Here is a 19,116-nt window from a genome sequence, read left to right on the forward strand (position 1 = left end):
TAATTTTTAATATAACTAAAGTGCTGCAATGAAATTGCAGGGTTTTAGACCCTAATTTGAAACCAATAAAAATGCTCTACAATCGAGTAGACGGCCGTGAGCGATAAGCCCACGGTGCGCCTCTCACACCACCGTACGTACGGGTCGCGTATACGGCGGTTCGAAAATGATATTAACTTTTGTAGCATACTGGTATACTTAGGAAGTCTCTTTTCTTAAGTTTGGACTGCATTATCTTTGTTCGCCAAAATAAACATTACAAAGCTCTATTTCAAAAACCACTTAAAAAAGTCAATTTTATTTTGTAACTTAATGTTTTGGTAATCAATAGTATTTAAGTTATGGACACAATAAAATCTCTAAACAAGTGGGCAAACCTGCATACTTATATCCCACTGGATCTGTTACGCATCGCTTTAGGTGTGTTCTTATTTATTAAGGGCATCAATTTTATGGCGGATAGTGAAATGTTGGTCATGTTATTTAAGCCTATTGAAAGCTGGGCAGGCGGCATGCTAGCTATTCATTATGTGGCTCCTGCACATTTTATAGGTGGTTTATTAATAGTATTTGGTCTATTGACCCGTTGGGCCATTATTGCCCAAGTACCTATTTTAATTGGTGCTATAGCTATTAATTTTGTTGGTGACATGGATACTAACAATCTTATATTGGCTATTGCTACTACTCTTATATGTGGATTTTTCCTTTTATACGGATCGGGTAAGCATTCGCTGGATTATTATTTTAAGATGCAGCAGTAACGAATTGACCGGAATCGGGTTTTAAAAACAGAAAAACATATATAAACGACCGCTGTTCGATTAGCAAACTGATGGTGGGTTCGAGTGAGTTTGTGAGGAGCGAACAAATTTGTATCGAGAACTATTCGCAGACGACTTCTCGATATATTTTTCATCTTAGGTCGAAAACATGCGATGTAACATGTTTAATCTTAAACAGGATTTGCTTTAACGCGTGGCTAATTTAGCAATAATTCCAGTGTTTTACTGCGTTGTACCTTACCTGAAGGGGTTTCGGCGAATTTTGGAACGGTATATAGATGCTTTGGGGTTTCATACTTGTTTAAGCCTGAAAAAAGTTGAGGGATATTGACAGGCTTGGTGCCTTCAACAACCAAAATAACACGTGCTCCCAGATTTTCATCGGGTTCTGATGCTATAAAAAACCGCTGCTTGATCTTATCCTGAAGCTTGGCTTCTATTTGTTCAGGGAACAGCTTTATGCCTCCCGAGTTGATGACATTGTCGTAACGCCCCAACCATTCGAACGCGGTTGGTGTATGTATTTTTACAATGTCGTTGGTGATGACAGGTGCCTTTGAAAGTCGCGGCGCATTAATGACTAGGCACCCTCTACTATCTTGTGTGATACTTACGTTTGGCAGCACTTTAAAACAACTATCGGCCAATGGACCGTTAACAGGTTTGGCTGCAATATGCGTTATGGTCTCTGTCATCCCGTAGGTTTCAAATGCTTGTACCTTCTTTTCTTTTAGTGCCTTTACCAATGTTGTTCCTACTGGTGCGCCGCCAATGATTAATGTTTTGATTGTATCCAGGTTATCTAATGAAGCTGCTACTTGAAAGGGTGTCATGGCACAAAAGTCGTAATCGGCATTAACTGAGGCTAATGGATTCGCTTCTGGTTGTACCACATCTATTTCCAGACCGAGCATGAGAGCGCGTACCAACATCATTTTACCTGCAATAAATCCGGTTGGCAGACAGTGTAAAGCTTTTTGTCCGGGTTTTAAATTAAAAAAATAACCTGTAGCCATAGCTGAACTGCGCATGGCTTCTTTACTAAGACGGATAGGTTTAGGCACACCTGTAGAGCCTGATGTTTTGACCTCCAGATAATCGTTGTTGTCTGTCCAATCCAACAAAAATGCACCTAGTTCTCTTAAATAATCTGATTTAGTCTTGCTATAATCGGCTGCTAAATCTTTTAGGGAATTTAGGTTGTAATGTTTACCGTCAAGACGAAAACCTTGGTGTATGTGTTTGTATGTATACATCATTTTATTATTAGGGTTTTCGTCTCGACGGTTATCTATGGTATTACTTTTTAATTGGAAGAATCCAATAGCTATAATTATAGGATTTGTATGGTAATCTATAAGCTTCTAAAGGTAAAGCGCCCCAACTGTTGATGCTTCCTAATCCTTGCTGAAAGCCATCTACGTTAAGGTATACTTCTTTTCTTGCAGTAAGGTCTCCGGCATGCATTTGGGTTTTATCTGGACCAGAGTCAAGATCTTCCTTGCTAAAGTTTAATGCTGCTACTTGTAATGGCTTAGGGCCATATACTTTTAGCCCTACTCCACTCTCTTTGGTTAGTGTCGCCCAACGTACATCTAGTTTATTTCCGGTTTCTTGCGGACGGATATAAGGGAAGTACTGATCGGCTATCGTACCATTATACACCCCAACTTTAGCTGCATGTTGTCTGTCTGAATAGGCTTCGAAAGGGCCTTTACCATACCAACTAATGTTTTTATAATCTTCTGGTAGCACCATTTCATTTCCAAATTTAAACAAATTGGTGTGTTCTCCTTTTATTGCATTAAAATCGTTGGTTACTTGCATAACACCGTTACCGTCGATAAGAAAGGTTTGTGTGTAAGTGGCGTCTCCTCCAAATATTTCCTTAATAAAGGCTACGGATACTTCGCTATCTGATAATCGTTCTACATGGTGGGTAAGGGTCTCTCCTTTTCCGGCTTCCTTCCACTCTGCATAGCGTTTTTGGGTTCGGGCTCCATAATCGTTATCTACCGGCGCTCGCCAGAAGTTTACTTCTGGCCCATTGGTTATTAAGGTATCCATTTGATAGCTATAGGAGGTTAATTTGCCGTTTTTAGAATCGAAACGGATTTCAAAGTCAGTTCCAGATACTGTTATGCTATCATTTTGGGAAATGAAGGTTACTGGCGAGCTTGCTTTACCGGGTGCATTTACCTCTCCTTCTGTTAGTTGGAATTGCTCATAGCCAACTTCATGGTTTGCTTCTAATAAGGGTTCGGCCATCTTTAAAAGGGCCTTTACATTTAAGAAGTATTCTTTACCTGGTTCTAACTGGGTTTTAAACGGTATGGTAAGGGTTTGCGTTTGTTGTGGCAATACATTTAAATCGTTAATTGTACCGCTTTCAGTAACATCGCCGTTAGCAATCAATTCCCACTGCAATTTATAATTACTTAGGTTTCTAAAGAAATACCAGTTCTTAACATCTATGATTCCTTTTTTAAGGTCATTGGCATAAAACTTTACTTCTTGGTGGATGTGCTTAACTTCATAAATATGCGGATTTGGCTTTCTGTCGGGTTGTACTAATCCGTTGTTTAAAAAGTTATTGGAACTTGGTACGTCTTCGGGTCCGAAATCGCCACCGTAGGCATAAATTTCTTTACCGTTCTTTACGGTTTTTAGTCCTTGATCTACAAAATCCCAGATAAAGCCTCCTTGTAACTTATCGTATTTTTCATAGAGATCCCAATACTCCTTAAATCCTCCCATACTATTCCCCATAGCGTGAGCATATTCACATTGTATTAACGGCTTGTCCCATTCATTACTTTCGGCATATCGCTTTACTGCTTCTGGCCCTGCATACATAGGGACATATAAATCGGAATTCCACTCTAAACCTGCACGTTCGTATTGTACGGGTCTTGTATCGTCCATTTCTTTTGCTAATAGATAGGTATTATAGAAATTATAGCCATTACCTGCTTCGTTTCCTAAAGACCAGATGATAATGGATGGATGGTTGCGGTCGCGCTTTATCATACGTTCTGTACGACTCATATGTGCTTTAAGCCATTTTGGATTGTTGGCCAATGTTTTGGTTAGGTTATAGCCCATACCATGCGACTCGATATTCGCCTCGTCTATAACATAGATACCGTACTGATCGCACAACTCGTACCAATACGGATCATTTGGATAGTGACAGGTACGTACTGCATTGATGTTAAATTGCTTGAACAACTGAATGTCTTTTAGCATATCTTCTTTGGAAACGACATGACCGCGCACGGGATCGTGTTCATGCCTGTTTACGCCTTTTAACAGTACGGGCTTCCCATTGATTAATAATTGCGAATTCTTAACTTCGGATGTACGGAAGCCTATTTTTCTTTTGATAACTTCTTTTACAAGGTCTTTTTTATCTTTTAAGACAATACTCAAATTGTATAGATTCGGTATTTCGGCCGACCAAGTTTTAACATTCGGAATAACTGTACTAAACTCTAATGATGCTCCCTCTGAAGCACTTACTTGAAATGATTTGGTGTTTTCATAAATCGTTTCATCGTCTGTACTTAACTGAACTGTAAGGACACCTTTTTCTTTCTTGGAAAGTACTCCGGCCAGATCTACATTTAAATCGAATACACCATCTTTGTAATCACCTGAAAGACCAGCTTTTACTGCAAAATCTGAAACAAATACTTTAGGTCCAGCGTATAGATATACATCTCTTTCTATTCCTGATATTCTCCAAAAATCTTGACATTCTAAGTAGCTGCCATCGCTCCATCTGTAAACTTCAAGGGCAATGGTATTTTTTCCTGTGCGTACAAAGTCGGTTATATTAAACTCGGCAGGTAGCTTAGAGCCTTGGCTATAGCCCACCTTTTTACCGTTTATCCAGATATAGAAGGCTGATTTAACGGCTCCGAGATGAATGAACAATTCTTTATCTTCCCAGTTGGCTGGTAGGTTAAAACTTCTTTTATAGGATCCTACGGGGTTGTATCCGTCGGGAATATCGGGGGGATTGGGATTGGTTGGGTTAAAAGGGTACTCCGTATTTGTGTAAATAGGAATTCCGAAGCCTTCCACTTCCCAATTGGCAGGCACTTTAATATCGTCCCACCCACTTGTATCGTAGCCTTTCTTGTAAAAGTCCTGGGGTCGTAAATCTGGATTTTTTGACCAGTTAAACTTCCATACGCCATTTAAAAGCAAATAGTTTTCAGACTTTGTTATGTCATTCTCTACTGCTAATGCTTCCGAATCGAAGGCAAAGAAAGAGGCTCGAGCTGGTAACTTGTTTTTTTCGATTACATCTGGATTCTCAATGACGGGATCTAAGGTTTGTGCGTACAAACAGTTGGCTCCCAAAACCAATGTTAGGGCCATATGCTTTATAATCTGCTTCATCTCTTAAAATTTATGTGTTTAAATTTATATTTAATAAACTGTTGCAACTAGGTTTGTATTTTTAATGGTAACTTTTATAGATCAATAACAAGCTTCCTAAAACGAAGTATCCCCGAGACATAGCCTCGGGGAATTCTTTTTGATAAAACTTATTTATATTGTTTGCTTAGCTTAATAAAATCTTCTGCTGTACTGTTTTCAAAAGGAACCAAATAAAAACTGTATTGGTGCTTTGTATCGCCTTTTATCATATATTGTTCTTGAGGCTTAGCATACCAACTGTCGTCTCCGCCCACTCCGCGTTGCTCTAGGTCTATATTCAGCTGTACTAAATCCTGTTCTTTAATATCAATTGTATGCTTGCTTGAGTTTACTTCTGGAATACCATCAATTTGATAGGCTTCATCAATCTTTTGGTTACCACCATAATCGATACCTTGAGTGGTGTCAAAATCTTCGTTTGGCATATGTAATGCACTAATGCCAAGTCCCTTTTTAGGATTTTTTGCAACCACCAACAAACCACTATTGTTTTTATTTGATAGGGCTACCCAACGCACATCGGTTTTATAACCGTTCTCTTGTGGACGAATGTATGGCACATATTGATCGGCTACTTTCGACTGGTATAGATCAATAAAAGCCGCTGCTTTCCTGTCTTGATAGTTTTCCCAGGGGCCTCTTCCAAAATAGGTCATATTATCATACTGTTTTGGTAGTTGCATACGCATACCTACACGTGGAATATCGGCAGAATAACTGGTTTCGTTTAAAGTGTTTTCTATAAACACCACGCCACTGCTTTTGATTGTATATACCGAATTAAAGCTTGTATCTACTCCTGGTAATGTATAGATAACGTTTAAAACAACATCGCCATTATCTAAGGTTTTAAGTGCTGTGTTTGATACTTTAGAAAACAATGATGCTTTTTTCCATTCAATGTTTTTTAAATGCATTTTATTTCCAAAATCGTTATCTGTTACTGCACGCCAAAAATTAGGTTTTGGTCCTTTTCCGTCTTTAAGCAATTCGGTTCCTTTAAACGCATAGGATGTTAAACGTCCAGCATCTTTATCAAATACCAGTTTTAAAGCATCACCAGTAACGGTAATGGTATTGCTTGTTTCTTTTATTTTTAAGTTTGATGTGGTTGTGTTCTCTGCTATTTCTTCTTTGTATTTTCTGCCCAAGTCTATTTGTTCGTGGGCGACTTCAAAGCCTTCAGGCAATAATCCCCAATCGGATTTGGTAAGTGCTGATATTTCTACAAAATACTCTGTATTTGCTTTAAAATCGATACCATTTAAGGGCACACGAATCAATTTACCTGTATGGGTGTCGATATCCAAATCTTCGAAGGTTGTTGTTTTTAGCACTTTGCCATCGGCTTTTACGTTGGCAACGAATTTAAACGCCTTTAAATTGGTAAAATCATATAGGTTTTCTAATAACACACGCAATTCATTATGTCTGTTAAGCCCTTTGTCCTTAAAGTTAATAAATTCATGTGCTTTTTTGACCTCATATAAACCGGGTTGTGGTGTACGGTCTGGGAACACGATACCGTTGTTTAAAAATGAATTGTCTGTAGGCATGTTGGTGCCATAATCGCCTCCGTATGCATAATAACGTTCGCCTTTTTCATTGGTTTTCCATATAGACTGATCTACCCAATCCCAAATGAAACCGCCTTGTAAATTATCGTATTGTTCTATAACATCCCAATAGTCTTGAAAGTTTCCGGTACTATTTCCCATGGCATGTGCATATTCACTTGGGATAAATGGTCTGTCTGTTTTAGACTTTCCTATTTCTTCGAAGCGTCTTGGGGAAGGGTATTGGGGCACAATAATATCGGTATTGGTATCCATATCGTATAGACTGCCATCGTAATCCTTATATGGGCGTTCGTACTGAACTGGTCTTTTGGTTTTATCGTTAGCCTTAATAGCGTCGTAGCCTTTAAAGAAATTTACGCCATTTCCTGCTTCGTTACCCATGGACCATATAATTACGGAAGGGTGGTTCTTGTCACGTTGCACCATACGTACCATTCTATCTACATGGGCGTTTTCCCATTTTGGATTTTTAGCTAAGGAGTATTTACCGTAATACATACCATGTGACTCTATATTGGCTTCGTCCACTACATACATGCCGTGTTCATCACAAAGTTCATAAAAGCGTCTTCCTCTAGGGTAATGACTTAAGCGTACGGCATTGATATTATTTTCTTTCCATAAACGGATATCCTTCATAATCATCTCCTCGGACATGATATGTCCAGTTTCTGGATCATTTTCCTGGGTATTAACACCTTTTAAGGTTATACGCTGACCGTTTACCAAAAGTAAGCCTTGTTTAATTTCTACTGATCGGAATCCTATTTTAATGGAAGTGGCTTCTACCGCATTGCCTTTTTTATCATGTATTTCCAACACTAAGGTATATAGGTTGGGGTGTTCGGCACTCCATTGTTTTACCGCGTTTATAGCACCTTTAAAAGAAAAGGTTTGCTTATTGTCCTTCTGAATTGTTAAGGCTTGTTTTCCAGATAATACTTCTTTTGAATTTGCATCCAAAACTTTATAGGAAAGGCTTCCTTTTTGGTCTTTTGAAAGCTTATTTTCAATAACAACTGAAAGATCTAACTCTCCATTTTTATAAGCGCCATCTAAGGTTGACACAACTTCAAAGTCTTGGATGTGTAATTTTGGTTGGGCATAAACAAACACACTACGTTCTATACCGCTAATTCTCCAAAAATCCTGACATTCTAAATAGGAACCATCGGTCCACCTGAATATTTGAATGGCAACTGTATTCTTTCCTGGTTTGGCTGCCTTGGTAATATTGAATTCTGATGGCAATTTACTGCCTTGGGAATATCCGATATATTTTCCATTAACCCAAACAAACCCTCCAGATTTCATGGCTCCTATGTGTAAGAACAGCTCTTTACCATCCCAACTTTCGTCTATGGTAAAATCTCGTCGGTAGGAACCTACCGGGTTATATTCATCTGGTACGTCTCCTGGGGTTTTGGGATATACTCTATCCACCAATTCCATGTCGTCTGCAACCATAGCTTTATAATCGGCAAATTCGTATTGGTGGTTAACATAAATAGGAATACCAAAACCTTCAACTTCCCAGTTGGCTGGCACTTTAATGGTTTCCCAATTGGAAACATCCTCACTTGGATCCATAAAGGTGGTTGGTCTGTCCTTAGGGTTTCTTACCCAATTAAAAGACCATTCTCCATCTAAAGACTTTTTTAAAGCATTTGTATTGTTAATAGCATCATTTTCTGAATAAAATGATGAAAATGATGCATGGGCATCTAGTTTGTTTTCGCTAATGACCTGCTCATTTTCAATGTAGTATTTATAATCTGTAATCGGGTCTCTTTCCTGACTATAGGTCGAAAAGCTTACAATTCCAATACCAATAGCAACTGCTCTCGTAAAATTCATGTCTTTATGATAATTTAATTAATTTAACTTGACCATTTCCAACATCAAATTAGAACTGGCCTTAGGATGCAATAAGTAGGCGAAACATGTGTTCTAAAAAGAACGTGTGCTCGAACAAATTTTGCGTTTCGAAATTAATGAATTTTACGGCGAGAATGAAATTATGGAATGGGTTTTATTATACCCTTTAAGCGAGTTTAAATATTCTAAAAAGAATTGAGACTATTATTATGAATTTGACAAAACCTACTCTATTTTGTAAGCTGAAATGTGGTTACAACAAAGCCGTGATCGGACGGGTATGGTATTTTGTTGGTATTGATTCTTAAAGTGTCTCCTAAAAATGCTTTATAGGATTGCGACTGCACAGCTTTTAACTTAGGGCTTTTGTAATAAATGTAATCAATTCTATGCTCGTCCTTTTTACCTTTGGTATCCCAAGTAATGCCGGGATGTGATATGGGGTCTGGATTGAGCGTTCTATAGGTATCCACCAAGCCCATATCTTCTAATACTTTGGTCGCATACCAGGGCACTATTAAATCGTTATGCAGACTTTTGGCATTTTCGCCCCAATCTAAATGGGATGGTGTATTAAGATCACCACCAAAAATCATGGGAATACTATCTGCCTGAGAAGCATACTTCTTTAGATAGGGTAATACTTTTTGTATCATTTCGTATTTGCTACCTGTTTGTTCCCAAGCGAGCAGCTCTTCGGAAGTCATTCCTAAAGTTTCTGGAGCGTCACTCCAAGGTAAGTAATGAAACCAATTAGAGAAAAAACGAATTGTTTGATTATTGAAAACAACCTCTCTACCTCCTAAATAAAATGGGTATTTGGTATCTATGCGCTTTCCAAACGGGTATTTGGACATGATTGATAGATTGATACGCTTATCGTCTAGTGCGGTGCCTTCGGGAGCTATTAAGTGGAAATTATAGCCTAAGGTATCGGCTATCTGCTTACCAGATCCGTAGGTTTCGACCATCAGGATCACATCGGGATTGACTTCTTTTATGATTGCTATGGCATGTTCTCTTCCATTTGGAATGTCGTTGGCACCATGTAATATATTCCATGCCATTACCTTAAATGTTGAAGGCCCGGGAGTTTCTTTACAGTTGACCAACAATAGTAAAACAAAAAGAGAGCAAATACGTATCATTTTAAGATCTAATAGGAATGTGGATAATATATATTACTCAAGGTTCCGTCATCAAACAACTCAATAATACTATATCCCGGAGGTGTTTCATGGTACCAACATTTACCAGCGGATTCTTCGTCCCCATCGCCCCACCAAAAGCCACTCATGGAGCCGTTGCAATAATAGTTAACATTATTGTAAATAGCTTTGTCCAATAAATGCATATGGCCACTAATGCAATGGATATTTTTGTCCTTGTGCTTATGAAACAATTTGGTAATATACTTACTATCTGTATGATTACCGCCATACGGAATAGTGCTTACACCTAGAATAGGGTAATGCGTCATTACTAAAACACGTGCTCCTTTTGGCATATTGAGTAGTTCGTTTTCCAGCCAGACACGTTGTTCTTCATCTAATGATCCTGCATTTTTATTATTACTGTCCAGTACCAAAAAATACCAGCCTTCTTTCTTAAAACTATAGTATCTGTTAGGTATGTTCAAGTTCTTTACAACATAGTCTTTGCCATACATGGCATCACTCTTATCTGGTGCTGCCCACCACATATCATGATTTCCCAAACAGCTATGTATTTCATATCCTTTAAATTCGCTTTTTAGGTCGTTCCAAATCTCCCATTGTTCCAATACGCGTTCTCTGGTAATGTCACCATAATCGGCAGCAAATATGGTATCGCCTCCATTTAAAAAAAAGTCAACTTTATGCTTTTTAATTTCACGCATACATTGTCTAAACCTGTTTGGAGCATCTAGTTCTGGTCTTATATGTATGTCTGTTATATGTGCAATTTTTAAAAGCCTTTTACGGTTTTTGTTACTTGTGTTTTCTTGGGATAATACTATTGGAGACATGGCCATTGCGCCCAATGAAACTCCTATTTTTTTTAAAGCTGATCTCCTATTTTCGCTATGTTCTTTTTTCATTGTAAACTTAATAATTGAGACAATCTCTGATTCTGAATTCAAATTATTACCATTCTGTATTTAATCTTGATTGTATTGTTTATTTTATTTTAAATGTAGCCAAAACACCTTTATGGTCTGTTGGCCATTTGCCTTTTGGTAATAAAAATTTATCTGATAAAGAAGTATCTTCTTCTCCTTGGCCTCTTACAATGCATCCCGATGGTCCTACAATAATAACATCTTCCAAAGTTAAACGTTCGTCTTCATTATAGTATACAAAATCAATACGGTCTCTATCGTCTGCTTCAGGCGTCCATGTTAATTTTGACAATTCTACATTGGTATTATAAGCTGCCCAGGTAAATCCTGGATGGGTAACAGGATTGGGATACTTTTGGCGATAGGCATCCAAATAACCATTCTGTTGCAAGGTAACACTATTATGCCAAGGCACTACGGTTCCATTGTGATCAAACAAATCTTTTGTTGCTTCTGTCCAATCTAAATGTGAAGGCTCATTAAAATCGCCCGCCAGGAAGACCAGATTCCCTTTTTCTTGTTCTTTTACTGCATCGGTTACAAAAACATTGATGGCTTCATCGCGTTTGGACGCCTTATTTTGTTCTAAAATCTGGTCTATATCCAAAATCGGTTCTGGCAATTTTTTCCAAGTAATACCATCGTAGCCTCTTGGCAAATAACAAGCATAATGTGTGTAATCCAAATGGGCACCGTAAACCGCCAGTTGTGTAGTTTCATCTAGCTTAACAATACACTTTGTTAGGGAGGTTGTCTCTATTGATGGCATCGAAACGATTGGGTATTTGGATAAAACTGTTGATGACTTTGCAGAGTGAAATGTATAATAATCTACCCCCATTGTCTTCATTTTATCTTTTATTCTATTACTAAAAATGGTTTCGTTATAATTATTGGTTTCGCATAGCATTACAATATCTGCTTCTGTCTGAAGCAATACTTCGGCAATGGCATCAAAACCACCATCTACTGCTGTCCCTTCATGCCACATGTTTAAGGCCAATACTTTTAAAGTTCCATCAAAAGTTTTCGCAAGATCTTCTTCTTTTTCTATTTCTTCGACAGGTTCCTTTTTAGTTTTCTCGCAGTTAAACACTGTAACTATTAGGGTAACAACTAACAGAAATCCTATTTTTATACTTTTCATTCGTTAATTTTTATTATTGAACACTTATTTACAAAAAAATAGTAAAATAAGGGAGGCATATGCCTCCCTTAATACTAATAATTCAAAAAACTAAAAATTGATTCAAACCAATTTTATATTGTCATTATTTAACTTAGGGTATTGTGATTTCTGTATCTACAGTATACCAATATACCCAATCGCCTGTTGTTTTTCCTGAAAGGTAATATACCCAAAATTTAACATTTATTTTGCCTGTACAAACTTCGTATGTACCTTCTTCGGCCAATCGAAATTGGTACATATAACCATCTCCTGCAAGACCAGCATCAAAATCATCAAAAGTCACACTTCCAATCTTGGCTCCTGCTGCAACAGGTGTTAAAGTAAGCTCTAAATTAGCATTTGGGAATGATCCATAATTGGCTATATTTCCAGTAAGGGACAGCACATTGCCATTTATACTTCCAGTAAGTGTATTGCCGTTATCATTAACCAATTCGGTTCCAAAAATGTCAATGTCTTCTGGACATTCATCATCAACAATTGTAAATACCATTGCCTTGTTGGATTGGTTTACAATTCCAACGCCTATGTCGATATTTGGATTGCTTACACTTTCTATAGTTATTTCCAAAGTTAGGTCTTCAGACCCATCCAATAAATTATCAATAATCTCAATAGTTAACGGTTCAGATCTGACTTCTCCTGCTTTAAATACAACCGTTTTGGAATCGACTTTATAATCAGTCCCTTCTTGAGCGGTTCCTGATACAGCTAAAGTTACCGTAAAGTCTTCTTCCAATGTACTGCCATCGTATCTTAAAAAGATGTCATGTACCCCTTCATTTTCTAAAGCCGAATCGTCTTCATTAATGAAAGACACAAACTTATACCTTTCAAAATCATAAAGGGTAGGTGTCTCTTCACACCCTACAAACGATAGGGCTGTTACTAGAATAAATAAATATTTTAATGTTTTCATCTGTTTAAATTTAATTGTTTTTCATCGGTCAGATGTAATTCGCCATTAAACCTTTTAATTGGTGGTATCAACTTAAGTATTTTGGCTCATTTCATTATATACTTTTAAATTGGTTAGCAATAGCTTACCACCCCATGATTTGAGTAAGGTTAGGATTTAAATCAACTTGTTGTTGTGGAATGGGCCTATAATAATATTTAGGCTCTACAAACGTTCTAACGGCATCTTCGGTTACCATATTTCCTGAAGTTCCATTAGACAAGTAAATAGAAGCTCCTGCATCACCAAAAGGTCCTGCTTTATAGTATATTAAATCTACTCCAAGTGAGTTTTGCTCTTTAGGGGAAGGGATATCTTCGCCACTTGCAATAATAGCTATATCATCTATACCATCGCCTGTCATATCGTATTTACCCAGTCCAGGGAAATACATACCTACTGGCAAAATCTCAAATTCCTTTCCTGCTGCCCAACGCATCATATCGTCGAACCTAACACCTTCGGCTGCATATTCTACACGTCTTTCGCGTCTTATCTCAAAAATGACCCCTTGATTGGTTCCAGATACATTTGGAAATCTTGTAGCCATAACCGGATCTACATCACTATTTGCTGCAACCATATCTAAATCAGGTAGGCCAACCCTTGCTCTTAAAAGGTTAATAGATGCATCCAAATCACCTTGCGCTAACTCTCCTAATTCTGCTTTTGCTTCTGCATAGGTTAACAGTGCCTCTGCATAACGATAAACAGCTACATCTACACCAGCTCCTTCTGTTGTATTATTGTACCCCTTAATTTGATGGTATCCAGTAAAGTTTCTGTTAAATTCAGAGATATAAGGATTTGAGCTTCCTGCTTGTATCCAACCCGGATAGACAAAAGTTTGAGATAACCTTGGATCCCTATCTTGAAACTCTTCTACAAAGGTCATTGCATTAGCTCCTAGTTGCTCTGTAAAACGTGTTCCATCGTTCATCAAGTAACTATTGATCAAAGATTTTGATGGACTTTGCTCATAATTACCAAAGACGGTTCCATTTCCACTAAATCGATTTTTTTCTGTATCGTATACATTAATCAATATCGCTTCTTGTATTGCTGTTAAATCTTCTGAACTAAATAAAGTATAGTAATCTGTTTCAGGGTTACCTGTATTGTGTATAGAAAACTCTCCTGAATCCATTAATTCTTTGGCAGCATCTCTTGCTATCTGCAAGAAACGGTTCGCTGTCCCTTCTAAGCTTAATTCTGGATGGTATTTTCTATAAGTCCCCTCGTATAGAGCTATTCTGGCTTGCAACATAACTGCTGCCCATTTGTGTATGTTTCCAAGGGCTACATCTTCTCTAATATGCTTAGATGCAAATTGAATATCGCTGATGATACTATCTACAACAAGGGTACGTGAATCTCTTGGCTTGTAAAGATCCTCATCTGTAGTTGATAAGGTTTTTCCATACCAAGGTACATCTGAAAAGCGCTTTACCTTACTAAAGTAAAATTGCGCCCTGTAATATTTGGCTACCCCTTCATAATGTTTTTTATCATCTTCATTAATGTCTGCTTTATCAAAATTCTCTAAAAAGAAATTAATGTTTCTAAGGTACGACCAGCTCCAACCGCCTCCTATATTTTCGGCTGTTGGTATACCTACCATCATATTCTTTATCTCGACAGCACCTGTGGTTGCCATATCATCTGTGCCCTGATCACTCAAAAACAAGCCATATCCAGATAATGAATGTAGGCCATTTAGATACAGTTGTAAATGCTCCTCTGAAGTAAAGTAGTTTTCCTTTACAATCTGTGTTTGAGGAGGCGTTTCCAAAAAATCATCACTACAACCAACAAATGTTAGCGTGACGATTAGTATTAGTACATATATTTTTTTCATAATTTTCAATCTTTTCTATTAAAATGTAACATTTAAGCCCATGGAAAGTTTACGTTGAAACGGATAGGCATAACCTTCTGCTCCTGTAGCTTCTGGATCAATAAAGTTTTTAATATCCGACCACTCAAAAATATTCTCTCCCGTAACAAAGAACCTTAATTTTGAAATGTGTAATTTATCTAACAATTTATCTGGCACAGAATACCCTATGGTTACATTTTTAAGCCTTAAATAGGCGGCACTCAATAAGTACTTCGTATTAGGAATTGCCAAACCTGAACCATAATTCCTATCTGCTAACCAACTTTGTAAAACTGGGTACTCTACATTTGTGGTATTTGCATTTGCCAAACCAGCATCGATATATGATTGCGAGTGTTGTGCCATTAAAGCTGGGCTATCGTCTGTCGCACGATAAAAATTCAGTAAATGTGGGTATACATTGGCATATGGTTGTTGGTATGGTCCCCAGAACAAATAGTGTCTTGGATAGTAATCTCTTTTTCCTACACCTTGTATGAAACCACTAATATCGAAGCCTTTCCATGCTATATTTAAATTGAAACCATAGTTGTAACGTGGTGAGGAGTTACCTATTAATTTTAAATCTTTTGGATCTAATTCCGAATTACCTCTTAAGATCTTACCATCTCCATCTTGATCTACAAACTTAGGCCAGCCCGGTACTATGGTTAGTGCTCCCCAAGGTATAATGGCTGTTTGGTCTAAGTTGTCTATTTCTCCTTGATCCTTAAAGAACCCATCACTTTCTAATCCCCAAATTTCTCCTAACTTTTGGCCTTCTCTCCATCCAGAAAACACTTTGTTATCATTTTTGTATCGCGTAATGGTTGTTTGATTATCGGAGAAAACCAAAGATGCACTAATTTCCAGAGGGCTTCCTGCAACATTAAAACTATCTGTATAATCGATAGTAGCTTCCCATCCTATAGTGCGCTGGTCTGCTGAATTTTGCTGAGGAACACTTGTCCCTAAAACTGCAGGCAATTCAACACCTGGCTGTAAAATATCATATACATTTCTATAGTAAGTAGCAAAGTCGGCCCTTAGTAAATTATCGAAGAAGCCAAACTCTACCCCAACATTGGTTGTTACTACACGCTCCCATGTATAATTGGTTGGATCGATATCCAATCCTGGTGCATACACTGCTTTAGGGTAATCCCCTCCAATAAGATAACCCGATTGGCCTTGTCCTAGTGGACTGTAGTACCTATATAACCCTGCATTTTGGTTTCCTAATGACCCCCAAGAACCTTTAACCTTAAAATGGTTTATGGTTTTCTTTAACGATTCGCTAAAGTTTTTACTGGCAATCCAAGCAGCTGACACTGACGGGAAGAATCCATAGCGCCCATATTCTGGGAATCGTGAAGAACCATCTCGTCTACCATTAAATTCTAGTACAAGTTGTTCGTCATATATATAATTTAAACGTCCAAAAATCCCTTGTACCGCCCAATCGGCAAAACCATAACCTACCGTTTGGTCTCCAGAAGCTAATGCTATATTGGGAACTGAAGTAATTAATCCTTCACGCTGTGCCCAAAAATTCTCCCATTCGTTAACTTCTTTATTGTAACCTACAACCGCATTGAATTTATGCTTGTTAAAAGTTTTATCGTACGTTGCATATACGTTAAGTACCGAGTATTTATTGATTCCTATACGTTCGTATGCATAATCTGAGCTCTCATTTTCACGTACGTCGTTTGGTCCATATCCAATTTGATACTTGGTTCCATCCCAGTGATCTTTATTATATTCCTTTTTAAAGGTATACTCACCTGTTAGCTTTAAGTCTTTATTTAAAAAGTATAGGTTTAACTTATTTGTTGTTTGTACAGTTGTATAATCAACAATTGTCTTCCCGCCATCAATCATGCGTGCTGCTGCTCTACCGGCATCTGTATTAGCCCAAGTTCCATCTGGGTTCTTTGCTACATCTGTAGGCCTTAAATTGTAAACACTGGTTAAACCATAGGTAGGTGTTCTGCGCTCTGTTAAAGATAAAAACGTATTGTTTTCAAAGTCCATCCACTCGTATGGCTCTACATTAACTTTAGAACGCAGGGCATCACGCGTCCAATCATCCGTTGCCAAACGGTTCAATCCGTTTTCTTTTGTATGGTTGGCTGAAACGTAATAGCTAACGATCTCCTTTGTTCCACTAATTGATACATTGTGGTTTTCGGAGTATGATACTTTATCAAAAAAGTAATCGTTCCAATTATTATCTCCCATATATTGCCAACGCGTTGGATTATTTGGATCTAATCTTACATTAGGTACAGTAGGATCATCGGACCGTGCTCTTGCCCAAGCATAAGTATCCTCGTCATAGCTCACATAATTCCAAGGCGTATTACTGGTTGAAATATCCAACAATCTAGAGAAAATGTAAGGATCGGTAATAGGTTTAGGTGTTACCGTTGGCTTCCCCCAAATAAAGGAATTGGAATATGTTACTTTATTCTTCTTTCCTTTTTTTGTTGTTACCAACAACACGCCATAGGCTGCACGTGCACCATATATAGCTGCCGAAGAAGCATCTTTCAATACCGACATAGACTCCACGTCGTCTGGATTTAACCGTGTTAGATCTCCAGAACTTGATGGCACGCCATCAATTACTATCAAAGGGCTACCCCCCGTAATTGAAGCTGCTCCCCTAATATTAATGGTTGCAGAACCACCAGGCGCACCATTAGCAAATGTTACATTTAAATTCGCTACGGTTCCCTGTAAGCTTTGTGATACGTTGGCCGTAGGCCTGTCTTCCAATTTCTTCATATCTACAGGAACAACAGCTCCCGAAATATTTTCACGTTTTTGTGTACCAAAGCCCACCACGACTACTTCTTCCAGAGAATTAGAATCTACAGCAAGGTTAATTGTAAAACTAGACCTACCATCTACCGATACTTCCTGAGTCTTATACCCTACATAGGAAACTACTAATAGTTTATCGTTTGAATCTGCTGTTAAAGAAAAATTACCATCAAAATCTGTTGAAGTTCCTTTCGATGTTCCTTTAATTAATACTGTTGCACCCGGTAACGGTTCTTGTGTTTCTGCATCAACAACGGTTCCGGTTAAATTTCTTTCTTGCGCCAATACGCCTGGGTTTATCATAAACACTAATAATATTGCCAATAAAATATCGGCAAACTTTCGTTTGTTTACGAAACAACCTCTTGTCCTCTTGCTGGCAAGAATCAAAAAGTTTAATGTTCTCATTCGGTTTTTTTTAATTATTTGTTTGACTAGGTTAATTTGATGGCTGCTAATATATAAAAATATTTTTTGATTGAACAGTCAGTCAATTTAAAATTAATATGTTATTTTTGTTAAATAATCATTAAGCAGGTCAGCGGTATGGATAAAAAGTTAGAAAACCGTAAGACAATACGTTTATAAAAATTAACTATGTTTGCAGTATGGGTAGAAAAAGTTTAAAAAGCATTAGGCAGAAAGAAATAATAGCAGCGTTCTATAATGTAGCTAAACAAGAAGGTTTAGAAAATACATCGGTAGCTAAAGTTGCCAATGAAATGGGGATAAACACCAGTTTAATTTTGCATTACTTTAAATCTAAAGACGCTCTATTATTTGGCTTGATACATTATATTCTAGAAAACTACAAGTCTCTTTACACTAATAATAATGATGAAAGCAGCAATGTTAAGCTACTCCAAACGATAGACAATTTATTTTCTAGAGATTGGAACAATTTAATAGACGATGGTGTTTTTTACAGTTGTTATACACTGATTTTTAGAGATGACAATATTAAGACTGCTTTTAAAGACCTTCATGATTCACTAAGGGAATTTTTGGCAGAAGTTATTGAAGAAGCCAAAATGGATGGCATCATTGATGTTACCGACTCTAAAGAAACGGCCGAGCTTATTTTTGTTTTGGTTGAAGGGGCTTATTATTATCTATCTCTTTTTGATACTAACGATAAAACGTATATAGAGAAAGCAGAACGCTACAAGCAAGCTGCTATACAAATGTTAAACTTTAAACAGAAACCTTTATCGTCTACGCTTTTTGACAATTGATATTAAAGCTACTATTCCTATACACATCCATACCAAATTGGTAAACAAATTAGGCTTGTCTTTGGAATCGTAAGCACATATAACCAAAAACAAACCACCCAATACATTCATTAACTGATATGTAATACTGTTGTGCCTTAATTTGTTAACACTTAATAAAAAATAGGACACCAAGTAGGAAGCTGCTCCTACCCAACCGATAAGTTCATAGTAATTCATAGACG

The 19,116-nt window shown here is 37.5% G+C and carries 12 protein-coding genes; 2 read left to right on the top strand and 10 right to left on the bottom strand.

Annotation, left to right across the window (positions count from 1 at the left end):
• The first annotated feature begins 341 nt into the window (after positions 1 to 341).
• Positions 342 to 764, top strand: coding sequence for a DoxX family protein (locus ABD792_RS14220; RefSeq protein ID WP_345006932.1), 423 nt, complete (start codon positions 342 to 344; stop codon positions 762 to 764).
• 218 nt (positions 765 to 982) lie between these two features.
• On the opposite strand, the gene ABD792_RS14225 is transcribed toward ABD792_RS14220, so the two are convergent.
• From ABD792_RS14225 to ABD792_RS14265, 9 genes are all read right to left on the bottom strand, one after another.
• Positions 983 to 2,044 (bottom strand): AMP-binding protein, encoded by a 1,062-nt coding sequence (locus ABD792_RS14225; protein WP_345006934.1) that lies wholly within the window; start codon positions 2,042 to 2,044, stop codon positions 983 to 985.
• Positions 2,045 to 2,084: 40 nt separating this feature from the next.
• A complete protein-coding gene (lacZ, locus tag ABD792_RS14230) occupies positions 2,085 to 5,195 on the bottom strand; it encodes a beta-galactosidase, LacZ type (RefSeq protein WP_345006935.1) in 3,111 nt (1,036 codons plus the stop codon).
• A 149-nt stretch (positions 5,196 to 5,344) separates the two neighbouring features.
• Entirely contained in the window at positions 5,345 to 8,674 is a 3,330-nt protein-coding gene (locus ABD792_RS14235; protein ID WP_345006936.1) for a glycoside hydrolase family 2 TIM barrel-domain containing protein, read from the bottom strand.
• 251 nt (positions 8,675 to 8,925) lie between these two features.
• Positions 8,926 to 9,843, bottom strand: a complete 918-nt coding sequence (locus tag ABD792_RS14240; protein ID WP_345006937.1) for an endonuclease/exonuclease/phosphatase family protein — start codon at positions 9,841 to 9,843, stop codon at positions 8,926 to 8,928.
• A gap of 8 nt (positions 9,844 to 9,851) precedes the next feature.
• Positions 9,852 to 10,775 carry a metallophosphoesterase family protein gene (locus ABD792_RS14245; protein WP_345006938.1) on the bottom strand — a complete coding sequence of 308 codons (924 nt, stop codon included), beginning with the start codon at positions 10,773 to 10,775 and terminating at the stop codon, positions 9,852 to 9,854.
• A gap of 79 nt (positions 10,776 to 10,854) precedes the next feature.
• Entirely contained in the window at positions 10,855 to 11,943 is a 1,089-nt protein-coding gene (locus ABD792_RS14250; protein WP_345006939.1) for an endonuclease/exonuclease/phosphatase family protein, read from the bottom strand.
• A 133-nt stretch (positions 11,944 to 12,076) separates the two neighbouring features.
• Positions 12,077 to 12,907, bottom strand: a complete 831-nt coding sequence (locus ABD792_RS14255; protein ID WP_345006940.1) for a Calx-beta domain-containing protein — start codon at positions 12,905 to 12,907, stop codon at positions 12,077 to 12,079.
• A 124-nt stretch (positions 12,908 to 13,031) separates the two neighbouring features.
• Positions 13,032 to 14,804: a RagB/SusD family nutrient uptake outer membrane protein gene (locus ABD792_RS14260; protein ID WP_345006941.1), complete on the bottom strand. Its 1,773-nt coding sequence runs from the start codon at positions 14,802 to 14,804 to the stop codon at positions 13,032 to 13,034.
• Between the two features lie 18 nt (positions 14,805 to 14,822).
• Positions 14,823 to 18,065: a SusC/RagA family TonB-linked outer membrane protein gene (locus ABD792_RS14265; protein WP_345006942.1), complete on the bottom strand. Its 3,243-nt coding sequence runs from the start codon at positions 18,063 to 18,065 to the stop codon at positions 14,823 to 14,825.
• 200 nt (positions 18,066 to 18,265) lie between these two features.
• On the opposite strand from ABD792_RS14265, the gene ABD792_RS14270 reads away from it, so the two are divergent.
• Positions 18,266 to 18,892 (top strand): TetR family transcriptional regulator, encoded by a 627-nt coding sequence (locus tag ABD792_RS14270; RefSeq protein ID WP_345006943.1) that lies wholly within the window; start codon positions 18,266 to 18,268, stop codon positions 18,890 to 18,892.
• Here ABD792_RS14270 and ABD792_RS14275 read toward each other — a convergent pair.
• Positions 18,866 to 19,111 carry a CBU_0592 family membrane protein gene (locus tag ABD792_RS14275; protein ID WP_345006944.1) on the bottom strand — a complete coding sequence of 82 codons (246 nt, stop codon included), beginning with the start codon at positions 19,109 to 19,111 and terminating at the stop codon, positions 18,866 to 18,868. The two genes, ABD792_RS14270 and ABD792_RS14275, sit on opposite strands and share 27 nt — an antisense overlap.
• Positions 19,112 to 19,116 lie beyond the last annotated feature (5 nt).

The organism is Snuella lapsa, assembly GCF_039539345.1.
Lineage (GTDB): Bacteria > Bacteroidota > Bacteroidia > Flavobacteriales > Flavobacteriaceae > Snuella > Snuella lapsa.

Coding starts and splice junctions, on each gene's coding strand:
- ABD792_RS14275 (WP_345006944.1), bottom strand. CDS start 19,111: ATGAATTACTATGAACTTATCGGTTGGGTAGGAGCAGCTTCCTACTTG.
- ABD792_RS14235 (WP_345006936.1), bottom strand. CDS start 8,674: ATGAATTTTACGAGAGCAGTTGCTATTGGTATTGGAATTGTAAGCTTT.
- ABD792_RS14265 (WP_345006942.1), bottom strand. CDS start 18,065: ATGAGAACATTAAACTTTTTGATTCTTGCCAGCAAGAGGACAAGAGGT.
- ABD792_RS14240 (WP_345006937.1), bottom strand. CDS start 9,843: ATGATACGTATTTGCTCTCTTTTTGTTTTACTATTGTTGGTCAACTGT.
- ABD792_RS14250 (WP_345006939.1), bottom strand. CDS start 11,943: ATGAAAAGTATAAAAATAGGATTTCTGTTAGTTGTTACCCTAATAGTT.
- ABD792_RS14255 (WP_345006940.1), bottom strand. CDS start 12,907: ATGAAAACATTAAAATATTTATTTATTCTAGTAACAGCCCTATCGTTT.
- lacZ (WP_345006935.1), bottom strand. CDS start 5,195: ATGAAGCAGATTATAAAGCATATGGCCCTAACATTGGTTTTGGGAGCC.
- ABD792_RS14225 (WP_345006934.1), bottom strand. CDS start 2,044: ATGATGTATACATACAAACACATACACCAAGGTTTTCGTCTTGACGGT.
- ABD792_RS14270 (WP_345006943.1), top strand. CDS start 18,266: ATGGGTAGAAAAAGTTTAAAAAGCATTAGGCAGAAAGAAATAATAGCA.
- ABD792_RS14260 (WP_345006941.1), bottom strand. CDS start 14,804: ATGAAAAAAATATATGTACTAATACTAATCGTCACGCTAACATTTGTT.
- ABD792_RS14220 (WP_345006932.1), top strand. CDS start 342: ATGGACACAATAAAATCTCTAAACAAGTGGGCAAACCTGCATACTTAT.
- ABD792_RS14245 (WP_345006938.1), bottom strand. CDS start 10,775: ATGAAAAAAGAACATAGCGAAAATAGGAGATCAGCTTTAAAAAAAATA.